Here is a 17,070-nt window from a genome sequence, read left to right on the forward strand (position 1 = left end):
CTTAGTCCTCATGGCCGGCTTCACCCTTGCCGATTTCCGACTTGAGCGCGAAGCTGTTGGTAATGGCGATCTGCTCGGTGCCCTTGAGGCCCGACCGGACGATCACATTGGCGCCGGCGCGGTCGCCGAGGACGACCGGCACCACGGTGAACCCGTCCTTGGTGCGCACAAACACGACGCTCTTTCCTTCGACGGTCTGGATCGCGGTCGACGGGACGCTGATCGACGCATCTCCGCCACCGCCAGCCAGCGCGATCGAGGCGGTGACCGCTTCGCCGACCCGCCACTGCCCGGCGCGATTGTCGAGGATGGCGATCGCCGGGACGAGCCGCGTGGCCGGATCGAGCGCCGGCGAGACGAAGCTGATCTTGCCGGTTGCCTGGCGCCCGGGGGCGCTCACCGACACGGCGGCGCCGGGGCGGATACGTCCCGCGTCGGCCGGCTGAAGGCTCAGCGACAGCGACACGCTCGAGAGGTTCGCGATGCGATACAGCTCGGCATCGGCGGGCACCGTCTGGCCGAGCACGACGCTGCGCGCGATCACCTGGCCCGAGATCGGCGCCGCGATCGCGATCCGGTTGAGCTGGCCGCCGCCGCCGCCAGCCGCCGACACCTGTTGCTGCGCAAGCTGATAGGCGATCTTTGCCTCGGTCGCAGCGGTGCGCGCCGCGATCACATCCTGTTCGGGCGACACGCGCTGCGCGAACAGCCTTTCCTCGCGGGCGAGGTTGGAGTTGGCGAGCGCGAGACGGGCGCGGGTGGCCTGGACCTCGCCCTGGAGCTGGGCGGCCTCGCGGCTTTCGATGATCGCGAGCGTCTGGCCGCGGCCGACACTCTGTCCAAGATTGCGATTGAGCGCGACGACACGTCCGCCGATCGCAGCCGACACCGCCTGCGTGCCTTGCGGGTCGCCTTCGATCGTCGCGGGCAAATTCAGCGCACCGGCGTTGCCGACCGTCGGACGGCCGAGCGCGATCCCGGCGATCTTGATCTGCTCGTCGGTCAGCTTGACGTGGCCTTCGTCGGCATGGCCCGCCTCTTCTTCGCCATGTTCGTCGCCATGCGCATCGGCAGGCTTCGCACTTTCGCCACCGCCGCAGGCGGCAAGGAACAGCGGGAGGGCCGCAGCGAGCAGCAGCTTTCGGTTGATGATAATGGTCATGGGGTCAATTTCCTTCGAGCGGCGCGGGAGCCGTGAGGCGTTCCAACCGGGCCTTGGCGAGTTGATAGGAGGCGAGCGCTTCGATCGACGCGGTGCGCATGTCGGTCAGCGTCCGCTCCGCATCGAGCAGTTCGAGTTGCCCGAACTTGCCCTCGCGGTAACCGATGCGGGCAATGCGGGCGGCTTCCATCGCCGCCGACAAAGCCGGGCCGCTCGCCACGTGTGCCGCGGCGGCGCCGTTGGCCGCCTCAACCTCGGCCTCGCTGATCTGCTGCTCGACGTCGAGCGCGGTGACGCGGCGCTCGGCGTCGGCGCGCCGCCGTTCGGCATTGGCCTGATCGACTGCCGCGCGTCCGTTGTTGAACAGCGGCAACGGCACCGAGACACTGAATACCGCCGCTACGTCGTTGGTCGCCTCCAGACGGCGAACGCCCGGCCCGACGGTCAGGTCGGGTACGCGCTGCGATTGCGCGAGCCGGACGCCGGCATCGGCGGTGGCGAGATCGGCATCGGCCGCCGCCAGTGCGAGCGTGCCCGCGGCTGAGGTCGGCCGCGGTGGTCCCATGGTTCCGCTTGCAGGCCCACCGAGGACAGCAATGTCGAGCGGTCCCGTGATCGGACGGCCGACGCGGCGGGCGAGGTTTGAGCGGGCGGCATCGGCGAGCCGCCGGGCCTTTTCGGCCTCGGCTTCTGCGGTCAGGCGCGCGACTTCGGCACGCTCCTGTTCAAGCGGTGAGGCGCGTCCGGCTTGGACGCGAATGGTAGCAGCGCGCGCGGTGTCGCCCGCGATACGATATTGGTCCTCGGCAACGGCGACCCGCACCTCGGCCGCCGAGGCCTGGATATAGAGTTCGGTCACCTGCAGCCGGATGTCGGCCTCGGCGATTGCCTGGGCGATTTGCGCGCGCCGCGTCGCCGCATCGGCGACCGCAATCCGCGCCTGCCTTTTGCCGCCGAGTTCGAGCGGGATCGAGACGCTGGCCGTGAGGTCTGCCCCGTTCACGCCATTATAGGGGCCCGTGCCGACGAAATTTTCGACGTCTACCGAAAGCGCGGGGTTGGGCCTGAGGCCCGCCACGCGCCGGGCGGCACTCGCAGCATCGACATTTGCGGCGGCGGCCTCGGCCGCCGGAGCGCTGCCGCCCGCAAGCGCGACCGCCTCGTCGAGCGTCAGGAGCGGGCCCGATATCTGCCGGCTCTCGGTGCCGGCTTCCTGCGCGTGCGCGATTGCGACGCATGATGTGGCTGCCACCAGGGCAGCGACGAACCTGAACATAAATCCATCCTCTATCGATCTGGAACATCGCCGCACTTGCGGCGGATGCGCTCAGATGGCGAGGGGCGGATCGAGCAGGGGAGGGATGGTGAGTGACGGGAGCGGCATAACGCGTCCGACGAACAAGGGAGCGCAATGACCGGTCCTGAGGATCGGAGCCGCCGCTGCCATAAGATCCGGAGCGGCGGGGCAGACATGCTTGCCCGCAGCCGGTGACGTCGATCCCGCCTCGAGGCCGTCGCCATGGGCGGCCGCCATGTGAGTGGCGGCTTGGTTCACCGGCACATCGGCGCCTGCCCTCGCGGGAAGGTGGAGGCTGCAAAACAGCACCGCGATGATGATCATCAGTCGCATGGACGCGCTCGCCAGTCTGCGCACCTGTTCATTCCCGCAATCCGGCGCTGCGCTGCGACATCAAAGCTTCGAGATCGCGGGCTATCGGCATCGGCTTGAAGGCGCTGACATTCGCCCTGCCGGTGTTGCCGGCCGGCAAACGGCCGCTCAGCGATCCGAGCGGCACCAGAGCAAGCCGGAACAATTGGCCCGCCGCTTCGCCCCAATCGCCCGAGGCGACCGCAAAGCGAAGCATGTGCCAGTGCGACGCGAGATGGGGCACGAAAAATGGCTGCGCGACGATGTGCGCGCGTTCCAGCGCGTCCCAAGCCGACCGGCTGTCGCCCGCGCTGCGCGCCGAGCGGTAGCGGCCAAGCTCCGCCGCGATCAGGGCCTGGGCCAGTGTCCGGTCTATCTTCCCCACATTCCCCCCTTTTGGCCTTTTCAAGCCATTCCCGGCCTGCCGCCCCGGCTCGGCCGAGATCGTAAATCAGTCTAGCGCTGCTGCGACCGTCGGGCGCTCGCTACGAAACTGCGGCCACGCCTGGCTCAGAACGCGGATCGCCGACCGGAAGAACATGATCGCGATGACGCTCCCGACAAGGATATCGGGCCATCCCGACCCCGTCGCCCAGACGCCGGCAGCAGCGACGATCACACCGGTGTTCGCAATGACGTCGTTGCGCGAGCATTCGAAGGTGCTCGACATATTCACGTCGCGATTGCGATGCTGGTAAAGCAGCGCGAGGCAGGTGAGGTTGGCCGCCAGGGCGATGAAACCGAAGATGCCCATCGTTCCGGCCGTCGGCACGATGTTGCCGGTGAGCTTCAGCACAACCTCGACCGCGACCCAGATACCGAAGGCTGCGATGATCCCGCCCTTGAACAAGGCGGCCCCTGCGCGCCAGCGAAGGCTCCGTTCGAGGGCGTACAGGCTGAGAATATAGACCAGCGCGTCGCCGAGCATATCGACCGAGTCCGCCATCAGCGCGGTCGAACGCGCGAAGACGCCCGCGGTAAACTCGGCGAAGAACATCACCAGGTTGATGACGAGCACGATCTGGAGGACGCGGCGAACGTCCGCATGCGCGCCGAGCGCCGCGATCTCGTCTTCCTTTGCCGAACAGCAATCATCGCCGGCGAAATGCCGGGTGGCATCGACAGGCACCGGGGCGGTCACCGGCGCTACCGGCGCGGCCGCCTTGGCGGCCGTGCTCGAGCAGGTCGAGGCAGGCGCGCAGCAGCTGTCGACCACGGGCGGCTTCACGGCCGGTTCGCCGCAGCATCCGCTGGTTTCGGTGACAGGTTTCGAGGCGGCTTCGCCGTCGCCGCAGCATTTATCCATGATCGCGTTCCGTGGTTGGCAATTGGTTCGCGCGGGCTTATACGACCTATAGCAACTATAGGTTCAAGCACTTTATGCAGGAAAATTTCTCGATTGGCGATCTGGGGCGTCTGACCGGCTGTCAGGTGGTCACCATCCGCTATTATGAAAAGATCGGAATCCTGTCCGAACCGGGCCGAAGTGCCGGGGGGCACCGCATCTACGGCGCAGAGCATCGCGACCGGTTGACCTTCGTCCGCAAGGCGCGCGAGCTCGGATTTTCGCTCGACACGGTAAGAAGCTTGCTGTCGATCTCAGAAACGCCTGAAGGCACGCCTTGCGCCGACGTCGATCACATCGCCTCGCGGCACCTCGTCGAAGTGCGGGAGAAGATCGCGGCATTGAAATCGCTCGAGGGAACGCTCGAAGGGCTGCTCGATATTTGCAGCCACACGACCGTCGAGCAATGTAGCGTCCTCGACGCGCTGCGGGACTGATTGCTAGGCCGAAGCGGCGAATATATCGAGAGGTCCACGTCGGGCGACATCCCTATGGTCGCGTTGGCGCCATTCCATCCGAACCGGCGATCCCGACAAACTGCCCGGCGATGGCGTCGACCATCCTCTGACGTCGATACCCGGAACGTCCGCGACCATCCCGATGCGCTTCGCCAAACTGGCCGGCGGCGGCGGGGGCGCAAGCGGGACTTCGTCCCGCTCCGCCGCTTTGCTTCGGCCCTGCGGGTGCGCGCCCGCCTCATCCGCCGTCCTGCCCGGCTCCACGCCCGCGATGGTCTCGGGCCAACAGCAGGAGTATCGACATGGCGAGTATCGGCATCGTCAGCGGCAGCATCGACAAGGGGTTTTCGGGTCAGCTCATCACGCTGTCGATCAAGGCGCCGATCGAAATCCGCCCGAACGGCAGCAAGTCGGCCGACGTGCAGCCGGACTTTCGCGTCTGGTCCGACGGCGTCGAAATCGGTGCGGGCTGGATCCGCGTCGCCGAGCAATCCGGACGCCCCTATGTGTCGCTCTCGCTCGCCACCCCCGAGTTCGGGCCGCGGCGCATCTACGCCAATCTCGGGCGGGCCGCGGGGCAGGATCGCGACGATATCTTCGCGATCATCTGGACACCCGCCGACTGACCGGCGCCCGTCTCGCGGCATCCTTGCACATCGGAACAATCTTCCGGGTGCAAGGGTGCCGCCACCTTGTTAGGGTGACCCCAATGCAGAGCAGCCTCGACCATCTTCCCCCGCACAAGCAACGCGAGATCGAGCGCGTCGTCGAAATCATCTTCGAGGAATTCGAGGATGCGCTGGCGCTCGCGACGCAGGACTGGAAGCGCAAGGGCCGGATTTCCAAGATCATCCTCTATGGGAGCTATGCGCGCGGCGGCTGGGTCGACGAGCCGCACACGGCCAAGGGCTATCAGTCGGACTATGACCTGCTGATCATCGTCAACGACAAGCGGCTGACCGATCGGGCAGACTATTGGTCGAAGCTCGACGATCGGCTCATTCGTGAGCTGTCGGTAACGAAGCGGCTCCGCACGCCGGTGAACTTCATCGTTCACAGCCTCGACGAGGTGAATTCCGGACTTACGCAGGGGCGCTATTTCTTCATCGACGTCGCTCGTGACGGGATCGCGCTATACGAGGCCGACGGAAAGGAGCTCGCAGAGCCCAAGCCGATGACGCCGCATGCGGCGCTTGAGATGGCGCAAGAATATTTCGAGGAGTGGTATCCAAGTGCGGAGAGCTTTGTCCGCGGATACGGGTATGCTGTCAAAGATGGGGACCTGAAAAAGGCAGCCTTTGATTTGCACCAGGCCACCGAGCGGTTTTACCACTGCGCTCTTCTGGTCTGCACGTTTAACACGCCACACATTCACAACCTTGCCTTTCTCCGCACGCAGGCAGAACGGATTGATGAGCGGCTATTTGAGGCTTGGCCACGCGAGGCGAAGGCTGACCGATCGCGCTTCGAAAAGCTGAAGGAAGCATACATAAAAGCGCGCTATTCGAAGCATTACAGCATCACCGCCGACGAACTGGAATGGCTCGGCGCGCGGGTTCAGCAGCTCGCCGATATCGTCGAGATTATCTGCCGCGAGCGCATCGCTGAGCTTGAGGCGACAGCGCGTCAGGCGGGGTAAGGCCCGCTACTTCTTCCGCGACAGCGCTCGAAGCGAGCTTTACCCTCGGCTGTCTCGGCCGAGATATGAGCATTGCTCCTTCGCCTACCAGGACCCAAGCGCAACGGTAGTCGGTAACGTCAGGTCCCGAATGATCCCGTCGGTACTACCGATCGTCAGCGTCGGGCGCTGCTTCCCGCGTCTCTTTCCAAACCAATGATCGACGATGTTGAAAAAGTCGCGATTTATGTCTCGCTCCAAAATGCTGTCGATGAGGTGCTCCGTCAGGTCGGTGTCAGGCATGACATAAAAGTCGCCAGGCGCTTTGAGCTCGTCCAGGCCTGCCGCCTCGGCTTCGTGGCGCTTCTGAAACATCTTTCGCGGAATCGCCGTCTCGGCCTGCACCTCGGCAAAGGCCTCCTGATACAAGGGCGACATGAAGTCGATGATATGCGTCGGAGTCTGTATCCACATATGGAAAGCGTCCGTATCCATCTCGAGCCGGCCGCCGGCGTCCCGGCCGAAGAACAAATTCTTCTCCGGCTCAACACACATCGCGAAACCGCCCGCCACCGCGCGACTCTTGATATTATAGTGTTTGTTGAGGATCAGAGCGCCGATGCAGGCGAACAGGGTACAGGCGCGACCCGGGTTCCCCTCTGCCCTGATTGCGCCGTGGATAAGCTGGTGAATCCGATTGAACTCACCCAGCGGTAGGATAAATTTGGTCACGCGTGGCCGTTCCCTTCACGCTTTATCGGAAGGGGGTTTCGACGATTTGCTGGCCAGCACCTCGATGAACTTCTCCGCGATATCGAGGTCGTAAGAATTCAGCCCGTCGAGATGCTTCTGGAGCTTCTGCGCGGCTACCGAGGTGCCGACATCGTCGCTGCGCCCGAGCAAATAGTCGGTCGTCACATCAAGGGCATCGGCGAGCCTGAGCAAATTATCGAACGATGGTTTGCGGCCGCCCCCCTCGAAATGCGAGATCGAGCTGGCCGGTAGCCCGGTTTTTTTTGCCAGCTCACCTTGGCTGATTTTCCTTGAATCCCGGGCTGTTGCGAGGCGCTTCCGGAATGCATCGCCCGTTCCGGCATTATCCGTCATGGCGATTTCGCGATGAAGATATTGACATAATCGACATGATTCCTATTTTAGCGTTATCGACACGGTCATCATGTCGAAAACGTAAAGAAGGCGCAAGTGCCTTTGTATGGAGAACTGTTGTGACGAACGAGAATTCCATGTCCAGGCGCTTCGCGATCACGATCGACGGCGTCGAACATCAGCTCAATGACCCGCTGGTCAAGGGCCGTGACCTGCTCGAAATCGCGGGCCGCATCCCGGTCGACGAATATCTGCTCTTCTACCGCCAGAGCGACGGCCTGCTCGAGGACATCAACCTCGCCGAGGAAATCGATCTGCGCGGCAGCGGCAAGGAAGTGTTCAGCTCGGTGAAGGCCGATCGTCTCTTCTTCCTCGTCGTCGACGGGCGCCGCTTCCCTTGGGGCAAGGACGAGATTAGCGGCGCCGAACTCCGCGATCTCGCCCGCGTTCCCGCCGGCAAGGACATCTTCTATGACCCGAAAGGCGGCAAGGACGATCTGGTGGAAGATGGCGAGACCGTCAGCCTGAAGGGCAAGGAGGTCGAGCATTTCTATACGGCCGATCGCTCCGACGAGCCACGCTATGTGAATGTCGAGCTTAACGGCGACAAGGTCCGTATCCTCGCCGGCGACTATACGACCGAGACGTTGAAGGACGCGCTCGGCGTGTCGGCGGATCTCGATCTCGACATCGTCGACAAGCAGGGCAGCTTCCGCACCCTGCAGCCCGGCGAAGCGATCCGCGTGATCGCGCGCATGAAGTTCATCAGCCACGTTCGCCAGGGCGGTTCTTCGTGAACGCCGAAGATCAGTTCGACCGTGTCCAGGCCATCTACCCGGACGCGGTCGCTCTGGTCGAAGGCGGCCGCACCTTCGTCCACCTGCCCGAGCTGGTGATCGCGACGCGGACGGGTCCGGTGACGCGCGATGCGCTACTCTGCCCGCATGAGCACAGCGGCTACAAGACGCGGCTCTTCCTCGATGCCGCCGTCCCCGGTCATCTCGCGAACTGGACCCAGCACAACCTCTTCACCCGGACCTGGTTCACATGGTCCTGGAACTACATCGTGGCGGAGCAACCATGGACCTCGATCCTCGCAAATCATCTGGCGGCGTTCCGGTGAACGTCCACTTCAAGATCCGCAAGTCGCTGCTCGACGTTATCCGGGTCGATCTCAAGCGGCGCCACCCCTTCGCCTATGAGCGTGTCGGGTGGATCACCGCGGGTGTGTCGCGCATCGGCGAGGGCAGCTTGTTCCTTCTGGCGCAGGCCTATCACCCCGTCGAGGATGCCGACTATGTCGACGACCCCAGCGTCGGCGCGATGATGGGGTCGGAAGCCATCCGCAAGGCGCTGCAGCGCAGCTACCAGTCGCGCACCGCCGCCTTGCATGTCCATATGCACGAGCATCGCGGCCGCCCCGGTTTCAGCGGCGTCGATACTCGCGAGAACGCGAAGTTCGTGCCCGACTTCTTCAACGTGGCAGCGCACGTCCCGCATGGTGCGATCGTGCTGAGCGCCGACAATATGGCGGGCGACCTCTGGCTCGCGCGCGGCAACGGGCCGCTCCCGATCACCCGCTTCACCGCGGTCGGGGCGCCCCTCTGGACCGAAGGAATGTCGTCATGAGCCGCTATGATCGGCAGAATTTTCTGGGGCCCGACTGCGACGCCCGGCTCCGCGCCGCGACGATCGGTATCGTTGGCCTCGGCGGCGGCGGCTCGCATGTCGTCCAGCAGCTAGCCCACGTCGGCATCGGCGGCTTTGTGTGCGTCGATCCCGATATCGTCGAGGATAGCAACCTCAACCGTCTCGTCGGCGCCACTGCGGTCGACGCCCGCGACGAGATGGCGAAGGCAGCTGTCGCCGAGCGGATGGTGCGCGGTCTCGTTGCGGCGCCGCGCTTCCTCGGGCTCGCCCGCAAGTGGCAGGATGCTACCGGGGAGCTCGCCGAGTGCGACATCATCGTCGGCGGCGTCGATTCCTATCGCGAACGAAGCGAGCTCGAGGCCTTCTGCCGCCGGATGATGATCCCCTATATCGACATGGGAATGGACGTGCACGACCTCGGCGCCCAGTTCGCGATCGGCGGGCAGGTCATCCTGTCCTCGCCGGGCGGTCCGTGCCTGTGGTGCCTCGGCATCCTCACGGACGCGCGGCTCGAGCAGGAAGCGCAGAAATATGGCGACGCCGGCGGCAAGCCCCAGGTGGTTTGGCCCAATGGCGTGCTGGCCTCGCTTGCCGTGGGCCTTGTCATGCAGTTGCTCACGCCCTGGATGCGCGAGCCGCTCGCCTCGGCCTATCTCGAATATGACGGCAATCGTCAGCAGGTGGCGACGAGCAACCGTCTGAAAGCCGTTATCGGGCACGAATGCAGGCACCATGGGTCGTGCGAGACCGGCGATCCTCTGTTTGACATCCGGCGGCCGCAGCCTGTGAGGCAGCCTGAGCCGGACTCCGTGAGCATCGATCCCTTGCCCGTTCGCCTATCCGGGTGGCGCCGCACGCTCGGCTGGCTGGGCTTCCGCCCCTGATCCGTTGTCGGGCATTTCGCACTGATCGAAGTCGGACCAGTTGCGGACCTTGGGCAGAAAAGGCTCGGCTTCGTCGGTCGCGCGGAAGATGAGATTGTACGTCTGGGTCGGGCTGTCGGCGTCGAAAGTCCAGAACATCGACAGTCCCGGCACCTGGACGATAAGCATGCTCTCGCCGAATTTGCTGCCTGTGGCGTCGACGACGACATGGGCGCGCACCTTCCGCTGGCACTGATCGAAGCCGCGAAGATCGTCGGGTAGCGAGAATTCGGTTACCCAGACATAGCGTGGGTACTGGTGACGAAAGATTTCGAGCTTGAAAATCTCGGGAAGCCTGTTGCGCAGCGCGCGCCCTTTGTATCGCCAGCCATAGGTAAGGTAGGTTCGTGCCACGAGCCTCGATGGAGGGACCGCGAAAAAGGAGGGGTCGACGGCAATGGCCTTGCCGAGCGCGGCGCTGCCTTCGCCCGCGCGCATTTTGGCAAGCTCGCGATATTCGTCCAGACGGTCGACGCAGCTTGCAAGAAAGTCCCGGCTCAGGGTCTCGGCGATCTCGCCGGACATGAACACCTTTCCGGGGAGCGGCGTCACCGAATAGACCGCATCTTCTTCAAGCGTCCACGGATAGGCGCCGGGTGTCCCTTCGGGGAGCGCGTCGTCCTTATAAACCGGGAGGCGGCAGACCGGCCCGCGCTGATCGTCGGCGACAATGAGGTGCGAAATCAGTTCCGCCGAGGTCGGATCATCGGGCAGATCGTCTTCACCACGCTCGCGCATGACCCTTCCGATCGCGACCACGGCATGGCCGACCGTTGCGCCATCGCGGCCTTTCAGCCCGATCAGGACGGGAATGCCGGAATCGAGATAGCGGCCGATTACCTCTTGCAGCGGCTTGATACCGACGCCCTGTTCGACCGCAGCCTTGCCGAGATCGAAGACCGGGTGACGATCCATCGCGCGCAGGGCCCGGATGATATTGTCGGGCCGCAGAAACTCCGAGCCCGCCGGAAGCGACCGGGTCACGAAATTGTCTGTCGGCTTGAGCGCCGCATCATTGATGTCGGGCATCGAGAACCAAGGTCCCCCATGCGCGCGATGGAAATGGCGTCCGGCCATCCAGATCGCTGCCTGCGCGCATGCACCAACCCGCGTATCCTGCTGGGTAAGCGGAAAGCCGGTGACCGTGAGGTCCGCGCCAACGACATGCACGGGATAGTCGGCTGTCACGTCGAGGATTGTAGATGGGTCGGAGGCGATCGCGGCGGCGGAAATCACCGCTGCGGCGACCGGCGCGTGCGAAACAGGGCGCAGCACGACATAGCCGAGATACTCGCCGGCGTGCGATTCCACTTCGCGCGACAGGCCCTCGGCGCTTCCGATCGTGGCAAGGTGCGAGAGATCGCAGCCGAAGAAGTGAAAGCGCTGGCAGTATTTCAGGTAGGGATGGAATAGCGTGGAATAGAAAGCCGAATAGGCTGCCGAGAAGTCGCGGTCGATATAGGCGCGCTCGAGAAGATAGGCCTTGGCGCCCGCCGCCCTGTAGTCCCCCAGCAACTGCTGCACGAGCAGGGACTCGTCCGCTCCCATCAATTCGGCCAGATCAGTCCAGTCTTCGTCGGATAGCAGGGGTCCTACCTGAATTTGAGCCTGCATTCGGCGATTGCCCTCCAGTCAGCCGCGGTTCGAGCCGACGACGAAATTTCCGAGGCGCTGCTCGGCTGCGAGCGTCAGCTCTTCGAGCCGCTCGATTTCTTCCACCGCCTTCTTCGAAGGCCGGAGATTGAAGTGCTTGAATTCCTTGCGATTGGAAATCTCTACACGTCCGTAGGTGTCATCCGCGAGCAACTTTATACCATTTTTCATGGGTCCTCCTCGCGAATCGAAGGCGCCCTGCCGTGACGGCAGGGCGCGATGATTCGCTTTCGCTACGAAACACGGGGCGAGTCGGCAACGAATATTGCCGCCGTTTAGCCCCAAAACTGCAGTATTCCTTAAAGGCGCGCGTGGTTTTTTGCGGGCGTTTCAGGAATTTCGGTTCCGAATTCATGGAGATGAAGGCGATCATCGGCCGTTCACCATGGCTTCGATTTTTTCTGTGGATACAATGATCTCGTCGAACGCAGGGGCCTTCCCGAAGATCATCGCCTCGGTGGCGGCATAGTCGCGGCGTAGCGCCTCGCGCATCTCCTTGGCCGGAACGAGGTGGAAACTGCCCTTCGCCGCCGAGGCGAGGTCGAAGTCGGGACGGTTGAAGAACATGCGGGCATGACGCACGCAATCGGCGCCGAGTTCATCCTTGGTGACCGCTTCGCGGCCAAGCGTGGTATCCGCAAGGCAATGCAGGTCATAATAGTGGCGCGAGATGCGCTGGCCCTCGTTCTTGAGGACGCCGCGGTGATCGAACCAGCTGCGCAGGCCGTGCGCGATGACGATCTTGTCCCAGAAGGTTCGCTCGGCGTCGATCGTCGTGACGTCGGTTACCGCGAGGTCGAGGTCGGGCAGTTCTTCGGCGACATAGGGCGTGACGATCGCTGCGCGATTCGGATCGAGCGCTGACTTGGCGCCGGATTCGATACGTACCGCAGGCTTGATGTAGCTCGCTTCGTCATGCTCGAGCGACGGATACCAGACGAGCAGCGTCTGGGCGTCGCGATCGGACTTGTCGATTTCGATCCGTCCTGCACCGTCCGTTGCTTCCGCAAGCCTTTCCGAGAGGTCTGCCTGCAACGGACCAGTGATATAGGCGCTGCAGGCATCGCGGATGGTGTCGAGCCGTGCCTGGCGCTTCTTTCCGGACAATGCTTCCAGCTCTTCGACGCTCGCGGCCTCGCCGAGATCATCACGATAGATGGTGACGTCGATGTCTTCGGAGAAGCGCTTGATGAGGCCATGGGCTTTCGAGAGTGACGTGCCGCCCTTGAACAGCAACCGCGGCTGATCGGCGCCGCGTTCGTGATAGAGCTGGTCCAGCGTCCAGCAGACCCAGAAATCCTTCTCGACATTGCCGAGCGGCGTGCCGAGCCGGTTCGCCGCCGCGAGAAACAGGTCGCGGCGGTCGGCCTCCTTCGAGGCGATGATCTCTCTGTAGCCGGCGCGGGTCACGCGCGCTTTGCCCGTGCCGGGGTGACGAGGTCGCGCAGGAAGTCCTGCATCCAGATCGGCAGCGCAGCGAGGCCGTCCTTCAGATCTTTTCTGAGGACCCGTCCGTGGCGCGGATCGGACAAGATCGAAGCGAGCGCTGCGTGGACGCGGCTGCTCTCTTCCTCGCTGCGGTCGATGACATCCTTCAGCCAGTGGAGCGCCTGCACGATGCGCATTGCCGGGCGGCCTGCCCAGTAAAGTCGGCTCGGCGCCGCATGCTTGAAGGTGATTTCCTGATTGCCGAGCGTGATCGGCTTCAGCCGTGCGTCGACCAGCACTTCGATCCGCGCGGGCACGGCGGTTGTCAGGCCGAGGTCGTTGGCGGCGGTCATGCCGTCGACCACCATACGCGCCTGGTCGCGGCGGATGACCGCTTCGATCACCGCGCGATAGTCGGGGACCGACGGCTTGCCGGTGAGCTGGTTATGCGTCGGACGGTCATAGAGGCCGCGATCGATGCGGCGCAGTTCCCCCGCCTTGGTAAGGCGCTGCAAATTCTTGTCGATGACTTGCCGGTTGCCGAGGTCGCTGAAGTCGGCCGGGGTCCATGCCTGGCCCGGCTTTCGCTTCACTCGGCGCATGATGTTCCTGCCCACATCATCGTCGGCTCCGGACGATTTCCCCACCATGTCCGAAGCATGCAGCATTTTTCGGACAAAGTCTAGCCTATTTCGTCCGAAAAATGTAGTGCGCTTCGGACGTGACTGTCCGAAGCATGCTGCAATGTTCAGACATCTCTGTCCGAAATATGCTGTACGCTTCGGACAGCATCAGCCGCATAGGCCAGAGACTCCGCTACTCTTGGACCATCGCCCGAAGAGCGACCAGAAAACGCGGATTCCCTTTGGCTGGATTCTATGAGATTCTAAGTGCGGGACACCTGCGAATGCGTATCCGGCTGCTAACACTATAGGAGAATAGCGTGGGAAAGGTCGGCTACGATCAGTTCGAGGGACTTCGAAGGCTTGGACAAGCACGGGCGAAATTAGATGATCGTGCGGGCATCATTCTAACCTATCATGCCGCTTTAGAGCGCGAGATGGACGTCATGCTGGCTCGATTGCTTCCGAGATCAGAGAAGCTGCGGGGCCTCGGCTTCGGTCAAAAATTATCGGTATTGGAAGCGGCGTGGAAGGGCTCGGCTGACGCGGGCGATAAACTGGGTCGCGCGCTGTTTCGTTTCAACGAGCTGCGGAATGCAGTCGCGCATGGCGACAGAGTTAAGGAGGTGGATGAGAAGCTAAAGCTGCTTACCGAGGCTTTCGATGTCATTCTACCGGGCGCCGCAAAAGTTGGGGACGTAGAGCTCGTCGCGGCAGGCCTAGTTGGCTTTCTGGCAGATGGACCTTTGAATATCGACGAACTGAAGGTTTCTACCGGAGCTGACCGTCCCAGCCGTGCTAGGCCTCTGCCCTCAAGCTAAAAGCTGTTGGACGCGAATTCACTGCGCAGCAAATATAGGGGTTTTGCCGAATATAGCCTGTAGAGCTATGCCTCGCGCGGTGCTGGCCGCGCCTTCCTGACACGATGACGGAACGATCAGGCTAAAGCGCCGTTGCCTCATTATTCCACCAAGGAATTTCTGATGGCAAGCGCACCGCCCGATCCGCACCCCGATTCTCTGCCGACCGGCCCTGAGCAAATTCCGGAGCAGGTTCCCCTTCCAGATGACGACGGTCGTGAGAGCGTCGAGGATGTGCCTGAAACGGAGTGATGGACGGGCCGCGCGGCGCCTCGCCTTCGGCATCGCTTCGCGCTGATCTAGCCTCCGGAAATGGTAAGCCCCGCTACATCTCTGCAGCGGGGCTTCCCTAGATTGCATCCGAAGATGCCATCAAATTCTGCCATTCTTTCGTCTGGACAGGTAAGTGAAACGTGCCGGGAACGCGATGGTTCCGTGGCCTTCTTCGAGGCGCGGAATTTTTTTATCGCCGCAGCGTGACCGCGATTGGGCAGTGGTCCGAATAATGCTTCTCGCCGGGCGCATAGAGCGTTTCGCTGAACCCCGTCCGGTCGGCGGCGGCGCGCCGGTCGAGGACGATATGATCGATGAAACTGTCATAGCGCGGGTCGCAGGCCGGCGGCTGGCCCGCGTCGGCGAGCGTCAGGTCGGCGTTCGCCGGATCGCCATCGTCGATCTCGGTCCAGATCGCGTCGCCGGGAAGCGCGAGCCGGCGGTTCCAGTCTCCCAGCACCGCGAAGCGATCGGGCCCGGCGGCGGCCGCGTCGATCCAGGCTTCGAGCGCCGGAATCTGGTCCTGGAATATGGGGCAGGCCTTCGCCTCGCTCCCGGAAAAGCAGCCCGACTTGAGGTGGATGCCGAGAAGGCGGATCGGTGTGCGGCCCTCGGGGCGGAGCGTGATGTCGACGCCCGAGCGAAGCTGCTCGTTGCCGCGCATCAGCGACGTCACATCGGCATGGCGATCAAAGGCCATGTCCTTGCGGATCGCGAAACCGACCGCTTGGCGGATCACCGTCTGCGACGGGAACTTGCCGCCGCAGGTGCCGCCCGGCGCGCCCTTCCGGGCTTCCATGATCACGACATATTTGGCGGGGTCGAAGACCCGTGCGGCGGCGGCCTCATTCTCGGCCTCCTGAAAGGCGATCACATCGGCGTCGAGGTCGCCGGCGATGCGGCGCATCGCGGCATAATCGTTGTCATCCCTGGGGTTGCAGCCTTCGCCGTTCCTCGCGGCGAGAAATTCCAGGTTCCAGCTCGCAAGCTTGAGCGGTTTCGATGGAGCAGACGGGTTTGCGGGTGCGGAGGTCGCGGGCGAGCAGGCGGCAGCCAGCAGGAGCAGGGCGGATGCGATGAGGCGGTGGGGAAGCATCCGCCGCTACTGCCGCACGCCGCCACCGAGTGCAACTCGCCGTGCCGCGCCTTGGCGCGTCGCAGATGGCGCCGATCCGTTCGCGGCGCTATAGCGCCCGCCCGGCCGGGATCCTTCCGGCCGTTCAAGGAGATGATTTTATGAACCACGCCGAACTGTCGGACAGCGTCGCAACCGCACTTGGTCTGAGCAAGGCCGATGCGAAGAAGGCTGTCGATGCCGTTTTCGCTGCGATCACCGACGCCGCCGCCAAGGGCGACGAAGTCTCGGTGAACGGCTTCGGCAAGTTCAAGGTCAAGGAATCGGCCGCGCGTGAAGGCCGCAATCCCTCGACCGGCGAAACCATCCAGATTGCGGCTTCGAAGAAGCTGACCTTTGGCGCCGCGAAGGCCGTCAAGGATCGTCTGAACGGCTGAGCCGGTACGTCCCGCCGGCGTGCCCGGCGGGACGGCCGCGCGGCGGCATGTCGGGCGCGGCATCTGATGAGCGCGCTCTGGCCTCGCAGGCTCGGCCAGGGGTCGCACTTTTGTTTTGGCCGCGCGGCACACTCGGCTCGCTATCCTTGCGGGGCGGCGGCTAGGCACGGGCGCGCATCGCACGCCGCCCCGCTGCGGGCTCGCCAAGAGTGCGGTTGTGCGGGCCCTTCGGGCCGGCGACATCATGATCTAGAGCGGAAGTTCCGCCTGTTTGCGCAAAGGCTCAACGAACAGCGTGTGACGCGGGGGTTCCTCGAAAAGCACCTCGTTCGGCAGGCTCCCGTCGAGCCAATGGTTCGCGTCGCGCCGCTGGATGATCACGCCGTGGCGCGACTGATAAGGAATGACATCGGCGCCCGCGGGGATGGTGAGGATGCTGTAGGACAGCGGCCAATCGGCAAGTGGCGGGTCCCACACTGCGGCGAGATAGAAGAAATTGCCGCTGTCGAGCGTCACCCGGTAGCGGTGATCGCCGGTTCCCATGCGGAACTCGGACGCTGGGATCAGGCAGCGGCGCGCCGGGAAGGCGCGGCCCTCGGCGCGCACGAAACGATAATTGATCCCGTCGCTAAACCGCGGGTCGGAACCCCAAACCGCTTTGACCATTTCGATCTCGGTCATATTGTCGGGATTGCGCCGGACGAGCGCTTGCACGCCTCCGCTCGGGGCGTCGGGATCGAAAGGGGTTGGCGCGATACCCATATGTGGAACATAATGGGAACGATGTTGAGTCGCAAGGGCGAGGGGACC

The 17,070-nt window shown here is 63.6% G+C and carries 23 protein-coding genes; 11 read left to right on the forward strand and 12 right to left on the reverse strand.

The window, feature by feature from the left end; genetic code table 11:
• Position 1: 1 nt before the first annotated feature.
• The 5 genes from GGR90_RS14980 to GGR90_RS19525 all read right to left on the reverse strand — a co-directional run bounded on the left by GGR90_RS14980 (position 2) and on the right by GGR90_RS19525 (position 4,116).
• Positions 2 to 1,162 (reverse strand): efflux RND transporter periplasmic adaptor subunit, encoded by a 1,161-nt coding sequence (locus GGR90_RS14980; protein ID WP_167922218.1) that lies wholly within the window; start codon positions 1,160 to 1,162, stop codon positions 2 to 4.
• 4 nt (positions 1,163 to 1,166) lie between these two features.
• Complete coding sequence (locus tag GGR90_RS14985) at positions 1,167 to 2,438, reverse strand: TolC family protein (RefSeq protein WP_167922219.1); 1,272 nt, start codon at positions 2,436 to 2,438, stop codon at positions 1,167 to 1,169.
• A gap of 51 nt (positions 2,439 to 2,489) precedes the next feature.
• A complete protein-coding gene (locus GGR90_RS14990; RefSeq protein WP_167922220.1) occupies positions 2,490 to 2,792 on the reverse strand; it encodes a hypothetical protein in 303 nt (100 codons plus the stop codon).
• Between the two features lie 28 nt (positions 2,793 to 2,820).
• The gene (locus tag GGR90_RS14995) at positions 2,821 to 3,195 is read right to left on the reverse strand and encodes a DUF3703 domain-containing protein (protein ID WP_342449950.1); all 375 of its coding nucleotides are present in this window, start codon (positions 3,193 to 3,195) and stop codon (positions 2,821 to 2,823) included.
• A 66-nt stretch (positions 3,196 to 3,261) separates the two neighbouring features.
• Positions 3,262 to 4,116: a cation efflux transmembrane domain-containing protein gene (locus GGR90_RS19525; RefSeq protein WP_245198717.1), complete on the reverse strand. Its 855-nt coding sequence runs from the start codon at positions 4,114 to 4,116 to the stop codon at positions 3,262 to 3,264.
• A 74-nt stretch (positions 4,117 to 4,190) separates the two neighbouring features.
• Here GGR90_RS19525 and GGR90_RS15005 point away from each other — a divergent pair, with 74 nt between their 5' ends.
• The 3 genes from GGR90_RS15005 to GGR90_RS15015 all read left to right on the forward strand — a co-directional run bounded on the left by GGR90_RS15005 (position 4,191) and on the right by GGR90_RS15015 (position 6,252).
• Positions 4,191 to 4,592: a MerR family transcriptional regulator gene (locus GGR90_RS15005; RefSeq protein ID WP_167922221.1), complete on the forward strand. Its 402-nt coding sequence runs from the start codon at positions 4,191 to 4,193 to the stop codon at positions 4,590 to 4,592.
• Positions 4,593 to 4,915: 323 nt separating this feature from the next.
• Entirely contained in the window at positions 4,916 to 5,239 is a 324-nt protein-coding gene (locus tag GGR90_RS15010; RefSeq protein ID WP_167922222.1) for a DUF736 domain-containing protein, read from the forward strand.
• An 83-nt stretch (positions 5,240 to 5,322) separates the two neighbouring features.
• On the forward strand, positions 5,323 to 6,252 hold the full coding sequence (locus GGR90_RS15015; RefSeq protein WP_167922223.1) for a HEPN domain-containing protein: 930 nt from the start codon (positions 5,323 to 5,325) through the stop codon (positions 6,250 to 6,252).
• A gap of 84 nt (positions 6,253 to 6,336) precedes the next feature.
• Here GGR90_RS15015 and GGR90_RS15020 read toward each other — a convergent pair whose 3' ends face one another.
• Together GGR90_RS15020 and GGR90_RS15025 are read right to left on the reverse strand one after the other, a co-directional pair.
• The gene (locus tag GGR90_RS15020; protein WP_167922224.1) at positions 6,337 to 6,963 is read right to left on the reverse strand and encodes a DUF2026 family protein; all 627 of its coding nucleotides are present in this window, start codon (positions 6,961 to 6,963) and stop codon (positions 6,337 to 6,339) included.
• Between the two features lie 15 nt (positions 6,964 to 6,978).
• Entirely contained in the window at positions 6,979 to 7,338 is a 360-nt protein-coding gene (locus GGR90_RS15025; protein WP_167922225.1) for a helix-turn-helix domain-containing protein, read from the reverse strand.
• 137 nt (positions 7,339 to 7,475) lie between these two features.
• Between GGR90_RS15025 and GGR90_RS15030 the strand changes: the two genes are divergently transcribed.
• Genes GGR90_RS15030 through GGR90_RS15045 form a run of 4 tightly spaced genes read left to right on the forward strand, consistent with a single transcriptional unit; the run spans position 7,476 to position 9,872 of the window.
• Positions 7,476 to 8,135, forward strand: coding sequence for a multiubiquitin domain-containing protein (locus GGR90_RS15030; RefSeq protein WP_167922226.1), 660 nt, complete (start codon positions 7,476 to 7,478; stop codon positions 8,133 to 8,135).
• A complete protein-coding gene (locus GGR90_RS15035; RefSeq protein ID WP_167922227.1) occupies positions 8,132 to 8,461 on the forward strand; it encodes a hypothetical protein in 330 nt (109 codons plus the stop codon). The genes GGR90_RS15030 and GGR90_RS15035 overlap by 4 nt, the downstream gene beginning before the upstream one ends.
• On the forward strand, positions 8,419 to 8,967 hold the full coding sequence (locus tag GGR90_RS15040; RefSeq protein WP_209023792.1) for a hypothetical protein: 549 nt from the start codon (positions 8,419 to 8,421) through the stop codon (positions 8,965 to 8,967). Before GGR90_RS15035 ends, GGR90_RS15040 begins: the two co-directional genes overlap by 43 nt.
• On the forward strand, positions 8,964 to 9,872 hold the full coding sequence (locus GGR90_RS15045; protein WP_167922228.1) for a HesA/MoeB/ThiF family protein: 909 nt from the start codon (positions 8,964 to 8,966) through the stop codon (positions 9,870 to 9,872). Before GGR90_RS15040 ends, GGR90_RS15045 begins: the two co-directional genes overlap by 4 nt.
• Here GGR90_RS15045 and GGR90_RS15050 read toward each other — a convergent pair.
• Positions 9,825 to 11,525, reverse strand: coding sequence for a hypothetical protein (locus GGR90_RS15050; RefSeq protein WP_167922229.1), 1,701 nt, complete (start codon positions 11,523 to 11,525; stop codon positions 9,825 to 9,827). The genes GGR90_RS15045 and GGR90_RS15050 overlap by 48 nt on opposite strands.
• On the opposite strand from GGR90_RS15050, the gene GGR90_RS19300 reads away from it, so the two are divergent.
• Positions 11,514 to 11,771, forward strand: coding sequence for a hypothetical protein (locus GGR90_RS19300; RefSeq protein ID WP_209023793.1), 258 nt, complete (start codon positions 11,514 to 11,516; stop codon positions 11,769 to 11,771). The genes GGR90_RS15050 and GGR90_RS19300 overlap by 12 nt on opposite strands.
• Positions 11,772 to 11,933: 162 nt before the next feature.
• On the opposite strand, the gene GGR90_RS15060 is transcribed toward GGR90_RS19300, so the two are convergent.
• Both GGR90_RS15060 and GGR90_RS15065 read right to left on the reverse strand, forming a co-directional pair.
• Positions 11,934 to 12,974 (reverse strand): nucleotidyl transferase AbiEii/AbiGii toxin family protein, encoded by a 1,041-nt coding sequence (locus GGR90_RS15060; protein WP_167922231.1) that lies wholly within the window; start codon positions 12,972 to 12,974, stop codon positions 11,934 to 11,936.
• Entirely contained in the window at positions 12,971 to 13,594 is a 624-nt protein-coding gene (locus GGR90_RS15065) for a DUF6088 family protein (protein ID WP_209023794.1), read from the reverse strand. The genes GGR90_RS15060 and GGR90_RS15065 overlap by 4 nt, the downstream gene beginning before the upstream one ends.
• A 341-nt stretch (positions 13,595 to 13,935) precedes the next feature.
• On the opposite strand from GGR90_RS15065, the gene GGR90_RS15070 reads away from it, so the two are divergent.
• The gene (locus GGR90_RS15070; protein ID WP_167922233.1) at positions 13,936 to 14,436 is read left to right on the forward strand and encodes a hypothetical protein; all 501 of its coding nucleotides are present in this window, start codon (positions 13,936 to 13,938) and stop codon (positions 14,434 to 14,436) included.
• Positions 14,437 to 14,598: 162 nt separating this feature from the next.
• Positions 14,599 to 14,727 carry a hypothetical protein gene (locus GGR90_RS19660; protein ID WP_280740884.1) on the forward strand — a complete coding sequence of 43 codons (129 nt, stop codon included), beginning with the start codon at positions 14,599 to 14,601 and terminating at the stop codon, positions 14,725 to 14,727.
• A gap of 211 nt (positions 14,728 to 14,938) precedes the next feature.
• On the opposite strand, the gene GGR90_RS15075 is transcribed toward GGR90_RS19660, so the two are convergent.
• Positions 14,939 to 15,844: an endonuclease/exonuclease/phosphatase family protein gene (locus GGR90_RS15075; protein ID WP_209023795.1), complete on the reverse strand. Its 906-nt coding sequence runs from the start codon at positions 15,842 to 15,844 to the stop codon at positions 14,939 to 14,941.
• A gap of 65 nt (positions 15,845 to 15,909) precedes the next feature.
• Between GGR90_RS15075 and GGR90_RS15080 the strand changes: the two genes are divergently transcribed.
• A complete protein-coding gene (locus GGR90_RS15080) occupies positions 15,910 to 16,260 on the forward strand; it encodes an HU family DNA-binding protein (RefSeq protein WP_280740907.1) in 351 nt (116 codons plus the stop codon).
• Between the two features lie 249 nt (positions 16,261 to 16,509).
• On the opposite strand, the gene GGR90_RS15085 is transcribed toward GGR90_RS15080, so the two are convergent.
• On the reverse strand, positions 16,510 to 17,022 hold the full coding sequence (locus GGR90_RS15085; protein ID WP_167922234.1) for an SOS response-associated peptidase family protein: 513 nt from the start codon (positions 17,020 to 17,022) through the stop codon (positions 16,510 to 16,512).
• Positions 17,023 to 17,070: the final 48 nt, after the last annotated feature.

The organism is Sphingopyxis italica (assembly GCF_011926545.1).
In the GTDB taxonomy this organism is placed as follows: Bacteria; Pseudomonadota; Alphaproteobacteria; order Sphingomonadales; family Sphingomonadaceae; genus Sphingopyxis; species Sphingopyxis italica.

What these genes read in the sequence shown, in the direction of transcription:
- GGR90_RS14985 (WP_167922219.1), bottom strand. Translation starts at nt 2,438, where the DNA reads ATGTTCAGGTTCGTCGCTGCCCTGGTGGCAGCCACATCATGCGTCGCA.
- GGR90_RS15010 (WP_167922222.1), top strand. Translation starts at nt 4,916, where the DNA reads ATGGCGAGTATCGGCATCGTCAGCGGCAGCATCGACAAGGGGTTTTCG.
- GGR90_RS15075 (WP_209023795.1), bottom strand. Translation starts at nt 15,844, where the DNA reads ATGCTTCCCCACCGCCTCATCGCATCCGCCCTGCTCCTGCTGGCTGCC.
- GGR90_RS15080 (WP_280740907.1), top strand. Translation starts at nt 15,910, where the DNA reads ATGGCGCCGATCCGTTCGCGGCGCTATAGCGCCCGCCCGGCCGGGATC.
- GGR90_RS15050 (WP_167922229.1), bottom strand. Translation starts at nt 11,525, where the DNA reads ATGCAGGCTCAAATTCAGGTAGGACCCCTGCTATCCGACGAAGACTGG.
- GGR90_RS15045 (WP_167922228.1), top strand. Translation starts at nt 8,964, where the DNA reads ATGAGCCGCTATGATCGGCAGAATTTTCTGGGGCCCGACTGCGACGCC.
- GGR90_RS15065 (WP_209023794.1), bottom strand. Translation starts at nt 13,594, where the DNA reads ATGCGCCGAGTGAAGCGAAAGCCGGGCCAGGCATGGACCCCGGCCGAC.
- GGR90_RS15030 (WP_167922226.1), top strand. Translation starts at nt 7,476, where the DNA reads ATGTCCAGGCGCTTCGCGATCACGATCGACGGCGTCGAACATCAGCTC.
- GGR90_RS14990 (WP_167922220.1), bottom strand. Translation starts at nt 2,792, where the DNA reads ATGCGACTGATGATCATCATCGCGGTGCTGTTTTGCAGCCTCCACCTT.
- GGR90_RS15015 (WP_167922223.1), top strand. Translation starts at nt 5,323, where the DNA reads ATGCAGAGCAGCCTCGACCATCTTCCCCCGCACAAGCAACGCGAGATC.
- GGR90_RS19525 (WP_245198717.1), bottom strand. Translation starts at nt 4,116, where the DNA reads ATGGATAAATGCTGCGGCGACGGCGAAGCCGCCTCGAAACCTGTCACC.
- GGR90_RS15025 (WP_167922225.1), bottom strand. Translation starts at nt 7,338, where the DNA reads ATGACGGATAATGCCGGAACGGGCGATGCATTCCGGAAGCGCCTCGCA.
- GGR90_RS19660 (WP_280740884.1), top strand. Translation starts at nt 14,599, where the DNA reads ATGGCAAGCGCACCGCCCGATCCGCACCCCGATTCTCTGCCGACCGGC.
- GGR90_RS15040 (WP_209023792.1), top strand. Translation starts at nt 8,419, where the DNA reads ATGGACCTCGATCCTCGCAAATCATCTGGCGGCGTTCCGGTGAACGTC.
- GGR90_RS14980 (WP_167922218.1), bottom strand. Translation starts at nt 1,162, where the DNA reads ATGACCATTATCATCAACCGAAAGCTGCTGCTCGCTGCGGCCCTCCCG.
- GGR90_RS15085 (WP_167922234.1), bottom strand. Translation starts at nt 17,022, where the DNA reads ATGGGTATCGCGCCAACCCCTTTCGATCCCGACGCCCCGAGCGGAGGC.
- GGR90_RS15005 (WP_167922221.1), top strand. Translation starts at nt 4,191, where the DNA reads ATGCAGGAAAATTTCTCGATTGGCGATCTGGGGCGTCTGACCGGCTGT.